Origin of the sequence: Streptococcus parasanguinis, from assembly GCF_015557775.1 — a bacterium.
Classification (GTDB): domain Bacteria; phylum Bacillota; class Bacilli; order Lactobacillales; family Streptococcaceae; genus Streptococcus; species Streptococcus parasanguinis_AA.
Genome location: NZ_JADNOY010000010.1, coordinates 20,365 through 36,535 on the forward strand (window position 1 = coordinate 20,365; position 16,171 = coordinate 36,535).

At 42.2% G+C, this 16,171-nt stretch carries 15 protein-coding genes; 3 read left to right on the forward strand and 12 right to left on the reverse strand.

Translation table 11 applies throughout. From position 1 onward, the window contains the following. Window positions 1-123 precede the first annotated feature (123 nt). Both thrB and I2F76_RS10300 read right to left on the reverse strand, forming a co-directional pair. Entirely contained in the window at window positions 124-990 is an 867-nt protein-coding gene (gene thrB / locus I2F76_RS10295) for a homoserine kinase (RefSeq protein ID WP_195487804.1), read from the reverse strand. A gap of 2 nt (window positions 991-992) precedes the next feature. Then, complete coding sequence (locus I2F76_RS10300) at window positions 993-2,279, reverse strand: homoserine dehydrogenase (protein WP_195487805.1); 1,287 nt, start codon at window positions 2,277-2,279, stop codon at window positions 993-995. Window positions 2,280-2,455: 176 nt separating this feature from the next. On the opposite strand from I2F76_RS10300, the gene I2F76_RS10305 reads away from it, so the two are divergent. Then, the gene (locus I2F76_RS10305) at window positions 2,456-3,334 is read left to right on the forward strand and encodes a polysaccharide deacetylase family protein (RefSeq protein WP_229289748.1); all 879 of its coding nucleotides are present in this window, start codon (window positions 2,456-2,458) and stop codon (window positions 3,332-3,334) included. A 185-nt stretch (window positions 3,335-3,519) separates the two neighbouring features. Here I2F76_RS10305 and I2F76_RS10310 read toward each other — a convergent pair whose 3' ends face one another. The 7 genes from I2F76_RS10310 to I2F76_RS10340 form a co-directional block, all read right to left on the reverse strand. Continuing rightward, a complete protein-coding gene (locus tag I2F76_RS10310; protein ID WP_195487807.1) occupies window positions 3,520-4,089 on the reverse strand; it encodes an HD domain-containing protein in 570 nt (189 codons plus the stop codon). A gap of 27 nt (window positions 4,090-4,116) precedes the next feature. Next, window positions 4,117-5,097 carry a hypothetical protein gene (locus tag I2F76_RS10315; protein ID WP_229289749.1) on the reverse strand — a complete coding sequence of 327 codons (981 nt, stop codon included), beginning with the start codon at window positions 5,095-5,097 and terminating at the stop codon, window positions 4,117-4,119. A gap of 2 nt (window positions 5,098-5,099) precedes the next feature. After that, entirely contained in the window at window positions 5,100-5,792 is a 693-nt protein-coding gene (locus I2F76_RS10320) for a DUF443 family protein (protein ID WP_024055106.1), read from the reverse strand. 12 nt (window positions 5,793-5,804) lie between these two features. Beyond that, window positions 5,805-6,494 (reverse strand): hypothetical protein, encoded by a 690-nt coding sequence (locus I2F76_RS10325; RefSeq protein ID WP_024055105.1) that lies wholly within the window; start codon window positions 6,492-6,494, stop codon window positions 5,805-5,807. A 62-nt stretch (window positions 6,495-6,556) separates the two neighbouring features. Beyond that, on the reverse strand, window positions 6,557-7,213 hold the full coding sequence (locus I2F76_RS10330) for a hypothetical protein (RefSeq protein ID WP_024055104.1): 657 nt from the start codon (window positions 7,211-7,213) through the stop codon (window positions 6,557-6,559). A 66-nt stretch (window positions 7,214-7,279) separates the two neighbouring features. Continuing rightward, window positions 7,280-8,272, reverse strand: a complete 993-nt coding sequence (locus I2F76_RS10335; protein WP_195487808.1) for a hypothetical protein — start codon at window positions 8,270-8,272, stop codon at window positions 7,280-7,282. 193 nt (window positions 8,273-8,465) lie between these two features. Continuing rightward, complete coding sequence (locus I2F76_RS10340; protein ID WP_037599347.1) at window positions 8,466-9,035, reverse strand: TetR/AcrR family transcriptional regulator; 570 nt, start codon at window positions 9,033-9,035, stop codon at window positions 8,466-8,468. A 129-nt stretch (window positions 9,036-9,164) separates the two neighbouring features. Between I2F76_RS10340 and I2F76_RS10345 the strand changes: the two genes are divergently transcribed. After that, the gene (locus tag I2F76_RS10345) at window positions 9,165-10,007 is read left to right on the forward strand and encodes a DegV family protein (RefSeq protein ID WP_195487809.1); all 843 of its coding nucleotides are present in this window, start codon (window positions 9,165-9,167) and stop codon (window positions 10,005-10,007) included. A 194-nt stretch (window positions 10,008-10,201) separates the two neighbouring features. Here the strand turns inward: I2F76_RS10345 and I2F76_RS10350 are convergent, their stop codons facing one another. From I2F76_RS10350 to I2F76_RS10360, 3 genes are read right to left on the reverse strand one after another with little or no spacing between them, the layout of a single operon-like run. Continuing rightward, complete coding sequence (locus I2F76_RS10350) at window positions 10,202-11,848, reverse strand: hypothetical protein (protein ID WP_195487810.1); 1,647 nt, start codon at window positions 11,846-11,848, stop codon at window positions 10,202-10,204. After that, window positions 11,838-12,581: an ABC transporter ATP-binding protein gene (locus tag I2F76_RS10355; RefSeq protein WP_003007792.1), complete on the reverse strand. Its 744-nt coding sequence runs from the start codon at window positions 12,579-12,581 to the stop codon at window positions 11,838-11,840. Before I2F76_RS10355 ends, I2F76_RS10350 begins: the two co-directional genes overlap by 11 nt. A gap of 39 nt (window positions 12,582-12,620) precedes the next feature. Further along, a complete protein-coding gene (locus I2F76_RS10360) occupies window positions 12,621-14,252 on the reverse strand; it encodes a M20/M25/M40 family metallo-hydrolase (RefSeq protein WP_195487814.1) in 1,632 nt (543 codons plus the stop codon). A gap of 208 nt (window positions 14,253-14,460) precedes the next feature. Here I2F76_RS10360 and I2F76_RS10365 point away from each other — a divergent pair, with 208 nt between their 5' ends. Further along, window positions 14,461-15,942, forward strand: coding sequence for an alpha-amylase (locus tag I2F76_RS10365; protein ID WP_195487811.1), 1,482 nt, complete (start codon window positions 14,461-14,463; stop codon window positions 15,940-15,942). Window positions 15,943-16,171: the final 229 nt, after the last annotated feature.

Below are 16,171 nucleotides of genomic sequence, written 5' to 3' on the forward strand. Positions count from 1 at the left end.
TTCCCCCTAAACTTTCGGGAAAGCTTGAGCTTTTCCCCATACAATTCCCATTCTACCATAGGAGAAGCAAAAAGGACATATACATTTGTATACATCCTTCTTTCATTTGTGTTACATTGAGGTTTATTTCTCAACACGAACGCCAAATGTGTCGATTTTAAGTTGGAAAATCTGACCATCTAGCCCAAGTGCTGCGAGAGCTGCTACAAAGGATGCGGCATGCTCTGGTGCCAAAAGGTTCATGATCGTTGGACCTGCACCAGAAAGGTAAGTGGCATAAGCATCGTGTTGATGCGCAACTTCTTTTACCTGAGGGAATTCTTTGACCAAGGATTGACGATAGCGCTCGTGGAAATGATCTAACTCAATGGAGCGACCAGCCGTCACCAAATCTCCCTTGAGGAGAGCTGCGATGGCCACATTGGCTACACTACTAGCTGCAACAGCTTCCTTATAAGACCATTCTTTCGGTAGGACATTGCGGCTATCGCTGGTCTTCAATTGGTAGCTCGGTACAAAGGCCACAAGGTCACAGCTTGGGAAGTCAGCCGTGACATATTGGACATCCTCACCGATATAGCTCGCAATGACCATATTCCCAAAGATAGCTGGAGCTACATTATCCGGATGCCCTTCGATCTCGGTCGCGATGCGTAATTTCTCAGCATCTGATAGCTGGAGATTGGCTAATTGATTGGCCAATTCAATCCCTGCTACAATGACAGAACTAGAAGAACCAAGACCACGCGCCAAAGGCACTTCACTAGTCATCTTGATATGATGAGGTTGAATAGCTGGGGCAATCGACAGGGCTGTTGAGAGTAAGAGGTTTTTCTCGTCTGTCGGAATCCCTGCTCCTAGATCATGCTCAATCAACCAAGCATCTGCTGGTTCAAGCACTTCAATGGTCAAATAACGAGTCACGGCAATCCCAACAGAATCAAATCCGGGCCCTACATTGGCACTGGTTGCTGGAACAATAATTTTCATGCTTATTCTCCCAAGACTTTAAAGGTATTCAAGAGTTCGAAATTCGCCTCTGAATCCAGTTTTTCAACCAAGTTCTTGAATTGGGTTTGATTGACTTGGTGGGTGATGATGACCACACTTGCATAGTGTCCATCAGAGTCTTCTTGGAGAATTTGTTTGAAGGAAGCTCCTTCTGCATTAAAGATCTCCGCGAGACGCAAGATTTGACCAGTCGCATCTGGTGCCTTGATTGAGAAGTAATAATTGTTCTTCACATCTTCAGGCTTAGCCAATTGAAGAGGACGGCTGTATTCATTGAAGGCTTTGCCAATCGTTCCTTCTTTTAGACGACGGACAATGCGAACGAGGTCGGCTACAACACTGGTCGCAGTTGGTTTTTGACCAGCACCTGGTCCGCAGTACATAGACTCACCAATCCCGATGGATTCCACATAGACCGCATTCATGACATCATTCACACCAGCGAGTGGGTGTTGTTTTGGAAGGAAGGTTGGTGTCACCTCTGCTGCAATCCCTGATTGCGTTTCAACGATCGAGCCGACCAGTTTGATCACATAACCAAGGCTTTGAGCAACAGAGACATCTTGTGGAGTGATCTGGCTGATCCCTTTGTGACCTACTTGGTCAAATTGGATGTTCATCCCAAAGGCAAATTGACTCAAGATCACCATCTTGTAGGCTGCATCAATCCCTTCGACGTCATTGGTTGGGTCACTTTCAGCGTAACCAAGGCGTTGTGCTTCTGCTAAAGCATCCTCATAAGTCCAGCCTTCTTCCACCATTTTGGTCATCATGAAGTTGGAAGTTCCATTGACTACACCAAGAACCTTGGTCACCTTGTCAGAAGCCAAGGAATTCACCAAGGTGCGAAGGATTGGAATCCCACCTGCTACGGCAGCTTCATAATAAAGAGCTACTTGGTGTTTTTGAGCAACCTCTAACAATTCACTTCCATGAACAGCTAGAAGGTCTTTGTTCGCAGAGACCACATGCTTACCTGCTTCCAGAGCACGGGTGATAAAGGTCTTCGCTGGCTCAATCCGGCCTATCAATTCAACTACGATGGCAATCTCTTTGTCTTCAATGATCTCATCGACATTGGTCACAAAGTTGTAGTCATGACCAGCCGCTTGCAAGCTTTGCTTTTCCGCATCATCGCGAACCAATACCTTAGCAATCTCGATTTCATCTTGAGCTGCCTGGGTAATTTTTTCATGGTTTTCTTTTAATAAAAATGGTACGCCACTAGCAACAGTACCAAATCCTAATAAGGCAATCTTAACAGACATCCTATGGGTCTCCTTGAATTTTCTATAGTAGCTCCATTATAACAAAATCTTGAGCGTTTGACAGCCAATTGCCTTAAAAAGTCTGAATTTTCATGACAGGATCAGCCTGTAGCAAGTTCTGGAAAAAAACATAGAATTTGTGGTACAATAAAGAAAACAATGAAAGCGGTGACACTATGAGTAAACGAAGAGTACCTAAAAAAATCAAAGCCCTACTTGGAATCAATGCCTTCCTACTGGTCTGTATCTTTATTTGTAGCTTTCTTCTGATCAAACGGATCACTCAGCCGAGTGATGGAAATACAAGTGGCACTGCTGTGACACGTTCTCTCGAGGAGGATAGCTCCTCTATCGAGTGGACCCGAGTAAAAAAGCCGGTCAAACTGCCCATCCTCATGTACCACTCTGTGCACAATATGGCTGAGTCCGAAGCTGCCAATGCCAATCTGATTGTCGATCCAGAAACCTTTGAGAGCCAACTAAAGGCCCTGAAAAAAGCGGGTTACTACACCCTGACGCCTGAGGAAGCCTATCGCATCCTCGCAAAAAATGAAGTGCCAAAAGGAAAGAAATATGTCTGGTTGACCTTTGATGATGGCGTCGAGGATTTCTATACCATCGTCTATCCGCTTCTTAAGAAGTACAAGATGACCGCCACCAACAATATCATCACGGACTTTACACAAAAAGAAAAAGAAAATGTCCTGACCTTTGACCAAATCAAAGAGATGAAAAAAGCTGGCTTGACCTTTGAAAGCCATACGGTCAATCATCCAGACCTAGCCAATTCCAGTCTTGAAACCCAAAAGAATGAGCTGGTCGCTTCTAAACGCCTGCTGGATAAGGTGCTGGATCAAAATACTAGCGTTATCGTCTACCCATCTGGTCGCTACAGCCAGGTTACAATCGACCAAGCCAAGAAAGCTGACTACAAACTAGGCCTCACCACTAAAAATGGACTCGCCAGTTCCGCTGATGGCCTCTATGCCCTCAAACGAGTCCGGATCCTTCCAACCACTACAGGAGAGGACCTCCTAGCCATGATCCAAGAATAAAGAAAGAGGCTGGGACAGAAATCGGTAATTCGTTAGAATTCGATTTCGTCGTCCCACCTCCGCACAGTTGAGTAGGGCTTTAAAAGCTGATGAAATCAGCGTAGTAGAGCCCACTCAACCACTGCGTCTTGCTCAACAATCCAAAAATAATTGAGAGGCTAGGACTTTTGTCCCAGCCTCTTTTGTTAGAGTTCCTTCTCTAGTTCTTTTAGAAAGGTGATTAAAAATTGATGGCGACTTTTTGCCATTTGTTTGGCAGTCTCCGTGTTCATTTCATCTTTTAATAGAAGCAACTTGTCATGGAAATGTTGGACAGTATCAGTGAGGGACCTCCCTTTGTGGCCACCATAGGAAAAAGTTCGCGCAATTCCTACAGCTCCTATCGCGTCCAGGCGGTCTGCATCCTGGACAATTTTGCCTTCTAAGGTTTCTGGATGTTTCCCACGATTTTTGCTGAAAGAAACAGCATTGATAACCCGACAAATCTGTTCGATTTGGTCTTGAGGAATACCGATCTCTTCTAGAAACATGCGAGCATTCGCATTATTCTCTGTTTGAAACAATTTATCATCATCAGCATCGTGAAGAAGAGCTGACAAGCCCACTATCTCCAGATCACATGGACCTTCTACTTGTGCGATTCTCATAGCATTGGTATAGACGCGGAGGGTATGCTCCATATCATGGCCATCCGCTCGATCAGCAAATAAGGTTTTAACATACTGCTTAGCAGCTTGGATTCGTTCTTCGATCATCGTTCTTGTCCTTTGTAGTTTCTTACTTCAATCAATCTCATGATAGGCTTTACGAGCTTTTTCCAGATCGTAATATTGATCAAATTCTTCTTTTGTCTGTGTGGTATGGACATGACCATCTTTAGATATCTCAGCTGGGATGGTGATATCTTGATAGAGATTCACACCCTTCTTCATAAAGAGTTCAAATACAGCAATACTTTTTGCATATTGATCCGCACTATTCTGGGGTTTTATTACTATGACTTTGGTATCTTTTTCCTTTAAGAGTTGATAAGCCTTCGAAGACTTCTTAAATTGCGTTTTTGAGAGATCCTTGGGATCAATCGAAAACCAATTTTTAAAAAATTTCAATTCTTCAATACTGCTCTTCTCACGATCAATTGGTACATTGAAATCTGGAATCGGTTTTCTTTGGTGATCATTCTCTAAGGTCTCATTTCTTTCCAGTTTACGAGTGTCTAGATTCAAGTACATCATTTTTCGAACTGAGTTATCTTTGGTACTGCGAATTTGTAAGGAAACCAACTCACGTCCATTCCATGAATACACTGAGCCTAATTCTGTAGGAATATAATCCGGATCAAATTGTTCAACAACTTTAAACAAATCAATCTCTTTCTCTTCTTTCAATCGTTCTCCATTAACCTTGTAGACACTAACAGTCCAATATTCATCCTTTTCTGGAGGAGTTGTACGATAGTAAAAATTTTCTCTAAATTTCACATTCATATGCAAAATATGCTTTGAACCGACTCTGACAGGATCAAAATAATAATAAGACCCATATTCCCTCATCAAGCGATCTTCCTTGGGATCCGTTGATTTCCAGTGAGTAATAATGCCCGCACCATCCGCAATCATCTCATAGTCATCAATTTTCGCTTTTCCACTATAATCCTGAAATTGCTTGTAATAACTCTCAGTTGAAAAACGGATATAAAGCCAAATCCCACCAATGAGCGAGAGCAAAACCAGTAAGGCTAGCATCATTTTTTTCTTTGTCATTTTCACGATTTAAACAGATCCTTTCTAGGAGATTTAATTTTCACTTTGTAATCCACCACTGGTGAAAAAAATAGTATATTACCAAAAAACATGAAGAGCGATAAAAATATCAACAAAGCTACATGAAGGATAAAGTTTGGAGCAATATTACTAAATATTGCACAAGATGAAAATACAACCAATCCAGCAAAAATAGTTGGAGCCATCATTGATAATAATCGATGCTTTCTATCATTTGTGACGAGGTATACCTTTATAGGGTGGTTGCTATTAACAATGTTAGGCATCGGTTTCCGAATGCTTATCCATATCCGAATCCCTATTACAAGGCTATATACTAGAAGCAAGATTCCCAGATTTAGCACATGCGAAGAAAAATAGAGATACTTTTCAATAGGAAAGGCTTTCGATAACAGCACGGCAGTTGTACCCATACCGAAAGCTGAAGCAAGACCTTTCTTCTGAGTATCCTTTTTATTGAGAACTTTAGAAAGATCCGAAGGAGCTAGAGACTGCACTTCTTCCTTGGTTAAAGGATAGGCTAGATGAGGGATGAAGCTTAAAATCCATGGAAAGAAATAGCTGATGAGAAATGGACGATCGGCATCGAGTAAATAAGACTCTCCGTCCATTTGTAAGATCCGGTAACGAAGATTGATTTTTGATAATTGTTCAATTTTTGCTTTTTTTAGCATGCATAGTTCCTTCTAATTTTCTTTGTAAATAGATTTATCCTCATCCACTGCTTCCAGTCTCTCAAATTCAATACGCCCTTTCTCAAACGCATATTCAAATAGAAGACTACCTGACTCTATCCAAATACAAAGATAAGCCAACATGCCATTGATATAAAGAAAACAAGCTTCAGTTCCATCATGAGTATTCATATAGAATCCAAACACAATAAAAATTGGAATAAGAAAAAGATAAGCATGAAATTGTCGCTGCTTCTTTACATTTCGAAAGACAATCTTATACTTTGGACGATTGGGTGTGAGTCGTCTGGCAATTTCCTTTCGAGATTTCCAAAGGATTCCCCTATAAATGACAAAAGCTACCAGAATTGAAATTAGAAATAACAAGATTTTTAAATAGAGATTCTGACTAATGCTATAATATCTAAAAATTCCAGCCCCTATTCTATATAGAGCCGAACTAAGTGCAACACTAATACTTATCGCTATCGAACGTCTACCTTCTGGAGCCATTTTAATCTTTTTGTCAAAGTTTCTATTTGAATCCTCTAACTCTATGATATCCAACTTGAACTCCTTAGGAGCAAATCCCCAATAGTAACGTTTAGATGTCAACGAATTTGAATCTAAAACATACCTTTTTCCATTCATTTCAAGGATGCCAAAATAATAGACATCCAAGGCTTTAAAATTAACTTCCATTTATTTTCTTTCTGAATTAATGTTATTTGCCAATTAAGTAACTTATACGATATCACAAAACTTTACTGTTCTTCTATTTTTTCAAGAACAATTTGACCTTGCTTATAGGGAAGAGCAATTGGGTAACTTCCTAGAGTAAACATGAAAAAGAATAAGCATACGATTCCATTGATTACCAAAAAAGCTCCTTCTGTTCCATTATTCAAACCAAGAAAGAAAAGTAAACAAATGAAAATTGCTCCAACTAAAGGATATACTCCTCCGTTACTTTTCTTAATAGTTGTAAAGGTAACTGTGTATTTACGACTGTTTTTAGGAATCCATTTATCCGCTTTTTTATGGGCCACCTTTAACGAAATCAGAATGGCAAAATAAGAAATCAGCATTGAAATTGCAAAGAGCAATAACTTTAATAACACTTGCTCACTAAGATTGTTTTGAATAAAAAGCCGCTTTAGAACATCGTAACCAACTTTAACAATTGGTTGGACAATAATGGCTGCCATTGTTGTACTGACAGGTGTTGTGGGTTTAATTTCGAACTGGGTATTATTCTTTTCAATCTCCACCATGCACACTGAAATCGTATCTGTTTTAATTCCCCAGTAATAACTCTTAGGACTCATTGTACTCGTATCCATGATATACTTCTTCGATTCTTGATCTATCTGGACAATCTGAAAACAGGTCATATTTGAATTTTTAAATTTTAATTCCATTGATTTTTCACCTTGCTTCTATTCAGTTATTTTCTATGTGTACTTCTGAATATAAGAATATTTCACCTATTTTCCAAATTTTGAGAGAACGAATGACCCTATTTTTTTGATGACTGCTATTACAACTAAAACCATCGCATACAATAAAAATGGCGGGATTAAAAGAAGAGCGATTTTCCAGCCTTTGAAAAAAGCGAGTCCTTTTGTGGATTTAGTTGATTTAGCTGGTTTGACTTCTACCAGCTTCATTCGCAATAATTTCAAAGTAACTTCTTCTTGTCTTGCATCAAGCGAAACACTCTTTTCTCCTGAGTTTTCGCCATTAAGATAGGCCTGAACCATTCTGACCAGATACAATCTCTCATCTTCTGTCGCAATGGTACGAAATAGCTCCATTGCTTCACTTCTATTCCCTTTGAGGTACTCATTGACTGCCTTCAGATACATAGATTCCAATTGTGAGAATTTGGTATTTGTCCCTTCCTTTAGGACGGCATCATTGGGCTCTTTTTTGACCAGTATATCGTAGCGAGCTCTGTATGCCATCTTGAGTGGTTCAACATCTGCTAAATAGTCAGAGAGTAACTCCTCAAACTCATCTTCCTTCAAATCAGGTCTAGAAAATAGGTTCGCATTCAATAAAATTTCGTTTAATTTTACTTGTTCTGCATCTGTAAACTTTTGATTCTTTTTGAGTTCGTCTACAACTGCTTCAATGGATCCAAAGTCACCAATCCTATAGGAATAGAAAATAGTAGCAATCTGTACACGCGCTTTAATAGTTTTGATACTCTTTCTTTTTTGGTTCAGAATATAGCTTGCCATCAAGTCAAGATTTATGCCCTTATAGATAAGACTATTCAACTTTTTGATTAAAAGAGTATCTTTAATGATAACTAGAATCAGTTCCATCAGTAAGTAAGTCAAAAAACAAATGGTCGCGATCCTTTTACTTTGGGTCACTTGCACGACATATAAAAACGGTAAGGCTAGAATAATCAGTAGGACTATCACTGGAATATTGTAGCGTCTTCTTAGTTCTTTATAATCTTTAACCATAAATCTCCTTAATTGTTAGATTGTTGTGATTTGGTATTTGTTTGCTCTGTCTTAAAATAAGTCACTTAAAAGTCCAACTTAATGGTTTAATTCTAAAAGTTAACTCCTATCATGATACCGAAATTTTTCGACTGGGGCAACTTCCTCACTAGTTGGAAATAGTTGCAAGAAAAAAACCACCTCTCGGTGGTGTTTACTTTTTCTTTTGTGGAAAGAGGGGCAGGCCAAGGGTCGCGATCTTCTCAGCGGGAATCTTCATGCCATCCTTGATCCATTTGGAGATGACAGAGACAATAGCTGAGCTCCAGAAAGAATTGAGGTAGCTGCCAGCGCCATTTGATGAGCTGCCATTTCGTTTTTCTAAAAAGTCATAGACTGCCTTGGTTAAGAGTCGCTCAAAATTGTAATCAATAGCTAGGCTGATGATCTTGGCTTCTTTCTTAACTTCCTTAAAAAGATAGACCCAGACCTGGTAGAGATCTGTCTTGAGGTTGTAGCCATCTAAAGACTTGGTAATCTTTGCGATACTAGATTGAAAGATAGACTCTAGAATCTCTTCTTTTGATCCATAATTGCGATAAAAGGCGGCGCGAGAGACCCCAGCACGCTGAACCAGCTCAGAGATGGTGATCTTTTTCAGATCTTTTTTCTCCAATAGTTGCAGGAGAGAGATTTCGATGGATTCTCGTGTAATCGCATTGTTTTCTTGGTTAAATCGTTTGAGATTTTCCAAGGATTTCTCGGATATTTTTCTTTCTGCCATAACATTTACTTTCTATCTGTCTCACCTGATGTTATCTGCTTGGATAGCATGGTACTTCATGATATAATTGTAAAAGAAGACAAACTACTTGTCAATGTACATTTTTATACAATTATGAGGTATGAACTGATGAAATGGAAAATTATTGCGGATTCAGGCTGTGACTACCGCTCTTTGGACAACCTGGCACCAGATACGGAGTTTGTCAGTGTCCCACTGACCATCCAAGTGGGTGATACCATCTATACAGATGATGCCCAACTCAATATCGATCAGATGATGGGGGAGATGTATGCGACTGCGACTGCATCTAAGTCTGCCTGCCCAAGTCCGGATGATTATATGAAGTCTTTTGAAGGGGCGGATAATATCTTCGTTGTTACCATCACAGGGACCCTTTCTGGTAGTTACAATAGTGCTGAGGTGGCCAAGAAAATTTATCTGGAAGAGCATCCGAATACCAATATTCACGTCATTAATAGCTTGTCAGCTGGGGGCGAGGTGGACCTAATCGTTCGCAAGCTCAACCAGTTGGTCGCTGAAGGTCTCGATTTTGATCAAGTGGTTGATGTGATCACTACTTATCAGTCTAAAACTAAGTTGCTCTTTGTTTTGGCTAAGGTCGATAATCTGGTCAAAAATGGGCGTCTCAGCAAATTGATCGGAACGGTTGTCGGGCTCCTCAATATCCGTATGGTTGGGGAAGCTAGTAAGACAGGTACCCTCGAGTTGCTTCAAAAAGCACGGGGCCAAAAGAAAGCGATCAAGGCTGCTTTTGATGAATTAATCAAGGCAGGCTATAATGGCGGACATATTACCATTGCCCACCGCAACAATGAAAAATTTATCGAGCAATTCTCTGAATTGGTTCGTGAAAAATTTACCCGTGCAAACATCGAAGTCCTTCCTACTTCTGGACTTTGTAGTTTCTACGCCGAAGAAGGCGGGCTCCTCATGGGGTATGAGATTTAAGTTACCACTAAAAAGAGGCTAGGACAAAAGTCCTAGCCTCTCAATTGTTTTTGGATTGTCGAGCAAGACGCAGTGGTTGAGTGGGCTCTACTACGCTGATTTCATCAGCTTTTACAGCCCTACTCAACTGTACGGAGGTGGGACGACGAAATCGAATTCTAACGAATGACCGATTTCTGTCCCACTCTCTCTTTTTATTCTCCGATCTCTTGGTAGAGAGTGCGGATTTTTTTGCGGTAGATGGTAGAACTGATGCCTGCTCCGATTAGCAGGATAACACTATAAAGGATCACAGCCAGCAGGGTGTTGACGGAATGATAGGTCCAAATGAAGCTGCCAATGATTAAGAGAAACATCACAAAGAGAAAGACAATCAAGAGAATAGACTGAAGAGCTGCATTCCCACGATGACGGGTCATCAACTCCGTGATATTGGTCCAATTGGTGCTAAAATTTTGAAAATCTTTAACATAGTCTCGAATGCAGATCGGAATGGTGGTTACGACCCAGATCAGCAACATGGCTAGGATGGCTAATGGATGGACGCCAAAATAGAGACAAACACCAACCAGAAGAATGACAGGAAGAATGGATTGCACTAGATAGAGCAACCAAAACTTCATGAAGAGATAGCGTTTGAAATCAATAGGGAGCGATCTCAAATACTCAAAGTTTTCACGCTCCAGCGAGATACCGATACTGGTCAAGCCTCCAAAACTATTGAAAACACCGATCAAGAAGGCAACGAGAGCCAGTGGCACCAAATACTGGGGCGTCAAGTAAGGACTGAGGCCTCCTATATTTTTCGATGCTCCTGCTGCTCCACTGAGTAGGAAAATATAAGGCAGAATGCTCATCATCAAGAGTACTTGCACCATAAGGGTTCCATCAAGCAAGAGTCTGCGATGATACTGAATGACAAATCGTCTAAAGGAGTCTTTCTGACCCACATGGAGAACTCTCACGCGCTCTTTAACAGTTTGGTTGGTCGCAACTGCAAGGGCCGCATCATAGAACTGCGGGATCACGATTTTGCGAACCAGGCCGATCAAGACCAGAAGGACCAGGATCCAGCCCAGGAGGCCAAGGATTGCTCCGGCGTCAAAAGGATGGAGGATGAACTGATGAAAGGCCGTAAAAGGTGGAAATAGAATGGGAATATCTGCGCCCCCTGTCACTTCTACCCGATGGGTCTGGACTAGATTCAGATAGAGATAAGCTCCTAGACTCAGAAGAGAACCAATTCCGACCATGATGTTGGAGACCAGGGTCGTGTGTTTTTTGAAAAAGAGGGTCTTAGTGATCAGATGGGATAGGATGATCGTCGCTAAAAAGAGAACGCCTAAGAGAATTAAGGCACAAAAGAGGCCTAGCAGGATCCCTAACGGATTGAAGCCGCCTGCTTGGACAGGCAGGATCAGAAAATAGCTAACCAAGGGAAGGATAGCCATGAGAAGGGTCAGGATGACCGAGATACTCTTTCCAGCAATGACTTCCGCATCTGAGAAGGCATAGGGCCTGTAAAACTGGAGGTCCTTGCTCTCATAAAAGACATTGTAAAAGCTCATGAAGCCTTGGGAAATGGTCATCAAGGAAAAAAGGGCGACCATATTGACAAAGAAGGCTGGTTGGTTCACAAAATCATAGATACTAAAGAGCAAGCCAAATATAACGAAATAGACCAGGCCTAAAAAGAGGTAGTTGAGCACCGATTTACGGGCAACATTGAGTTTGACGTCCGGTTTTTTGGCCTGTTTGGCACGTAATTTTGCGATCTGAGCAGGCTGACTGGCATAGATGATATTAACATTGACCAGCTGCTGGATGATCTTAAGACGCATGACCGCCACCTTCTTCCTTCCGACCCGCTAAGCTGAGATAGATACTTTCCAGACTTTGTTCGGGATGCTGGCCCTTCAATTCCTCGATTGTCCCATAGAAAATGAGATTTCCTTTTTTGAGAATGGCGATTTTATCACAGAGTTGTTCGGCTACTTCTAAGACGTGGGTAGAGAAAATAACCGTCTTGCCCCGATCCGCATGCTGGCGCATCATTTGTTTTAAATCGTAAGAAGCCTGTGGGTCCAAACCGGTCATCGGTTCGTCCAAGACCCAGATATCTGGATCTGACAAGAGGGCTGCAATGACGAAGACCTTCTGGCGCATCCCATGTGAAAAGGATTCAATCACTTCATAGCGGTGGCTCTGAAAATCAAAGATCCTAAGAAGCTCTTCCAAGCGTTGATCACAGTCTTTCTGACTCATATCATAAGAGGTCGCAACCAACTCCCAGAATTCATTGGCTGTGAGACGCAAGAAAAGATCTGGCGAATCCGCCACATAACCGATCTTCTTTTTGATCGCCAGTCGATGGCTATAGAGGTCCTGACCATCTACTTCAATGGATCCAGTTGTTGGGGTGATGACACTAACCAGGCTCTTAATCGTCGTTGACTTACCGGCTCCGTTGTGGCCAATCAGGCCGACAATTTGCCCGTCTTCGATAGTCAGATCCAAGTGGTTGAGGGCAATATGCCCATCGTAATCTTTGGTAACTCCGTGAAATGTAATCATGTTAACTCCCTAATTGATCCTCATTGGGACCGTTTTTTCTTATTCTGTTGATAAACGATCATCGAAATGGTAGAGCAATTCTAGCAGATAGTTTGGAATGGTCTCCAAAAAGTCTTCTTTGTAGACCCGCTCTCCTCGCTTGTGCAATTCTTTGCCCCAAGGGCCTAGATTGACCGCTGGAACCTGAATGTGGGCAATTTTTTCCAGATCCAGATCATAGACCTGGGCTGGTGTGGCTAGGCTATCCAAGACGACTTGATAAGAGGCCACATCCTTTTCCAAGGCACAATAACTGGTGTCGTTAATCCCCATAAAGTATTCTTCGACTTTTAAGAGGTAACCTCTTTGGTCCAGATACTCGCGGTAATCAGTGATGAGGGACACGATATTGAAATCGGTATTGTCTAAAAAGCGGCAATTCATGGAAGGATAATAGGGGGGTGCAAAACCGATGACCACCATAGGATCCTTATCTCCGAGAAACTCAAGGAGTCGCTGGATTTGCTGAATCGCAAGGCTCTGGTAGCTGATCCCATTACGAAAATCTTGCTCCGCTTTTTGGTTAGATATTTCTTTAAAGGCTTGGTAGCCCTCTAAGGCTTGGCAACGTTCCTCTAGTTCTTGATAGGTGATGACTCTTGGCCTTGCAATCATATGGTCTTGGCCAGCCTGATCCTGCAAGTGCTCGTACTTCTTGTAAAAGGCATCCAAGGCCTCCTGACTAAGCTCATAGATTCGTTGCAAGAGCTCTTGAGGTGTTTTCTTCAAATGCAATACACTGAAATAACCAGCCGCATAAAGTACGGTCGATACGTCGTACTGCTCCTTCAAATCTCTGAGATAGGACCAAGAAGGAAGGGGAGAAGTTTCTCCCAGCGCCTGATCTGCCAGATCGGGATGAAGATCCAGTTGGCTTGCAATGGCTACTAAGAGGGACAAGGCATTGATCCCTTTAAGGGGCTCCTTCATATGGGACAAGACACCTTGCGCCACAACGACCGGCATGAGTTTGCCAACTGTACCAATGTGAAGGACCTTTTCTTTTCCTACTTCCGATTCAAAGGGCTCTGAATCCACTGCTAATACATAATTCAGATCAAAGGTTTCCTGCAAATCTGTGAGGAGACCCAAAGCTCCTCGCATCCCACGTGAATAGGATTCCTCATCTCCAACAGAGAGATAGAGCAGATTGACCTGACCTTCTGAGGGAGCTGCTGCATAGGCTTCCAGAACCCCCAATTGAAGGGCTAGGGCTGCTTTCATATCGCAAGAGCCTCTGCCAAATTTCCATTCTCCAGAAGCTAAATCTGCCTGCATATCGGGTCGCCTATCCAATGTTTTCAAGGCTTCTGCTACTTGATCAGAATCGAGCGCGATCTCCGACAAATTTCCATAGTCTTCTAAATCGACTGTATCATGGTGGTGGAAAAGGATAACTGTTTTTTTCTTGCCCTTATCGACCAAGGCCCAATTGACCGACCGATGCAAGTGATCCTGTGGCACCTGGTAGCGCCCAAAATGGTCCGGATGTTCCTTGAAATAAGGGATCTGGGCAATCCGTTGATCCAGGTAGGCTTCGATCCCTTGCTCGGTCTCAGTGTTGGTAAAGCTCGGGATTGCCAAGGCTTCAGTAAAAATCGTTTCGATGCTCTCTCTATTGGTGGTTTTCACTTTCAAACCAATCCTCCTTTGATATGATCAAACTATAAAATGAATAGAAATAAATGTACCAGACTGATATTTCTACGTAAATAAAATGCTACTTTTTATATTCTCACTTCATTTCTTTCATGTATGCGATTTCTTTTCCAGAAAGGGCTTGCTTCCAGCGCAAACGTTTGTCGCATCCAACTATTTTTGGTAAAATAGGGACATTCACATGAAAGAAGAAATAAAAATGGAAAATCAAACCTTAATGCAATATTTTGAGTGGTATTTGCCCGCTGATGGGAACCACTGGACGCGTCTTGCTGAAGATGCGCAACACTTAGCAGACTTGGGTATTCGTAAAGTCTGGATGCCGCCTGCTTTTAAAGCTACTTCTAACAATGACGTTGGTTACGGAGTCTATGACCTCTTTGATTTGGGCGAGTTCGATCAAAAAGGAACGGTTCGTACCAAATACGGCTTCAAAGATGATTATCTTCAAGCCATTCAAGCCCTCAAAGATGCAGGGATTCAACCAATGGCCGATGTCGTGCTCAACCATAAGGCTGCTGCTGATGGCTTAGAGGAATTCGAGGTCGTTGAGGTGGATCCAATGGATCGAAACAAGGTTCTCACTGAGCCCTTCACCATTCAAGGATGGACCAAATTTACCTTTGATGGCCGAAATGGCGCCTATAATGACTTCCACTGGCATTGGTACCACTTCACCGGTACGGACTACGATGCTTCACGTAATAAGAATGGGATCTACCAGATCCAAGGGGACAACAAAGGTTGGGCTCATGGAAATCTGGTAGACAAAGAAAACGGAAACTACGATTACCTCATGTACGCCGATATCGATTTCAAACATCCCGAGGTTGTAGAAAATCTCGACCAATGGGCTGAATGGTTTATCGAAACGACAGGGGTTGAGGGCTTCCGTCTGGATGCCGTCAAGCATATCGACTCCTTCTTTATGAAGAATTTCATCCACAATATCACCAAAAAATATGGAGAGGATTTCTACGTCTTTGGTGAATTTTGGAATGGGGACACAGAAACCAACGATGAGTACTTGGAAAGCATTGATTACCTGTATGACCTGGTCGACGTAGCCCTCCACCAAAATCTCTTCAGAGCTAGTCAAGAAGGTGAAAATTTCGACCTTCGAACTATTTTTGACGGAACACTAGCGCTCAATCATCCTGAAGAGGCCGTAACCTTTGTGGACAACCATGATACCCAACGAGGGCAAGCCTTGGAATCTACCATTGAAGAATGGTTCAAGCCTGCAGCCTATGCCTTGATCTTACTTCGTGAAGCTGGTTTGCCTTGTGTCTTCTATGGAGACTACTACGGTATCGAGGGCAAATTTGCACAAGAAAGTTTCCAAGAGGTCCTCGATCGTCTCTTATGGGTTCGTAAAGATCTGGCCTATGGGGAACAAACAGACTACTTCGATGATCCTAATTGCATCGGTTGGACACGTTCAGGTACAGAAGAATCAGCACCAATCGCCTGCTTGATTTCCAATAACCAAGCTGCTACAAAAGTCATGGAGATCGGCTCATCCTACGCAGGTCTCACCTACTATGATGTCCTAGAAAATTGTAGCGAAACTGTCCAAGTTCAAGAAGACGGTACTGCCGAATTCCCAGTGGCAGAGCGCTCTGTCAGCGTCTGGGTAGCCCAAGATACAGAGGGCCAATAACCTTTATATGTAATGTTCTCCTAGGATCTACATCTTCCTAGGAGAATTTTTTCCCTGTGAAAATTTTATAGGAAATACAGTTTCATTTTAGCACTATAAGAAAGCGCTGTCAATGGGTATCGCGTCTATTTGAAAGAAATAAAGAGCATCAAAAAGAGGCTGGGACAAAAGTCCTAGCCTCTCAATTATTTTTGGATTGTCGAGCAAGACGCAGTGGTTGAGTGGGCTC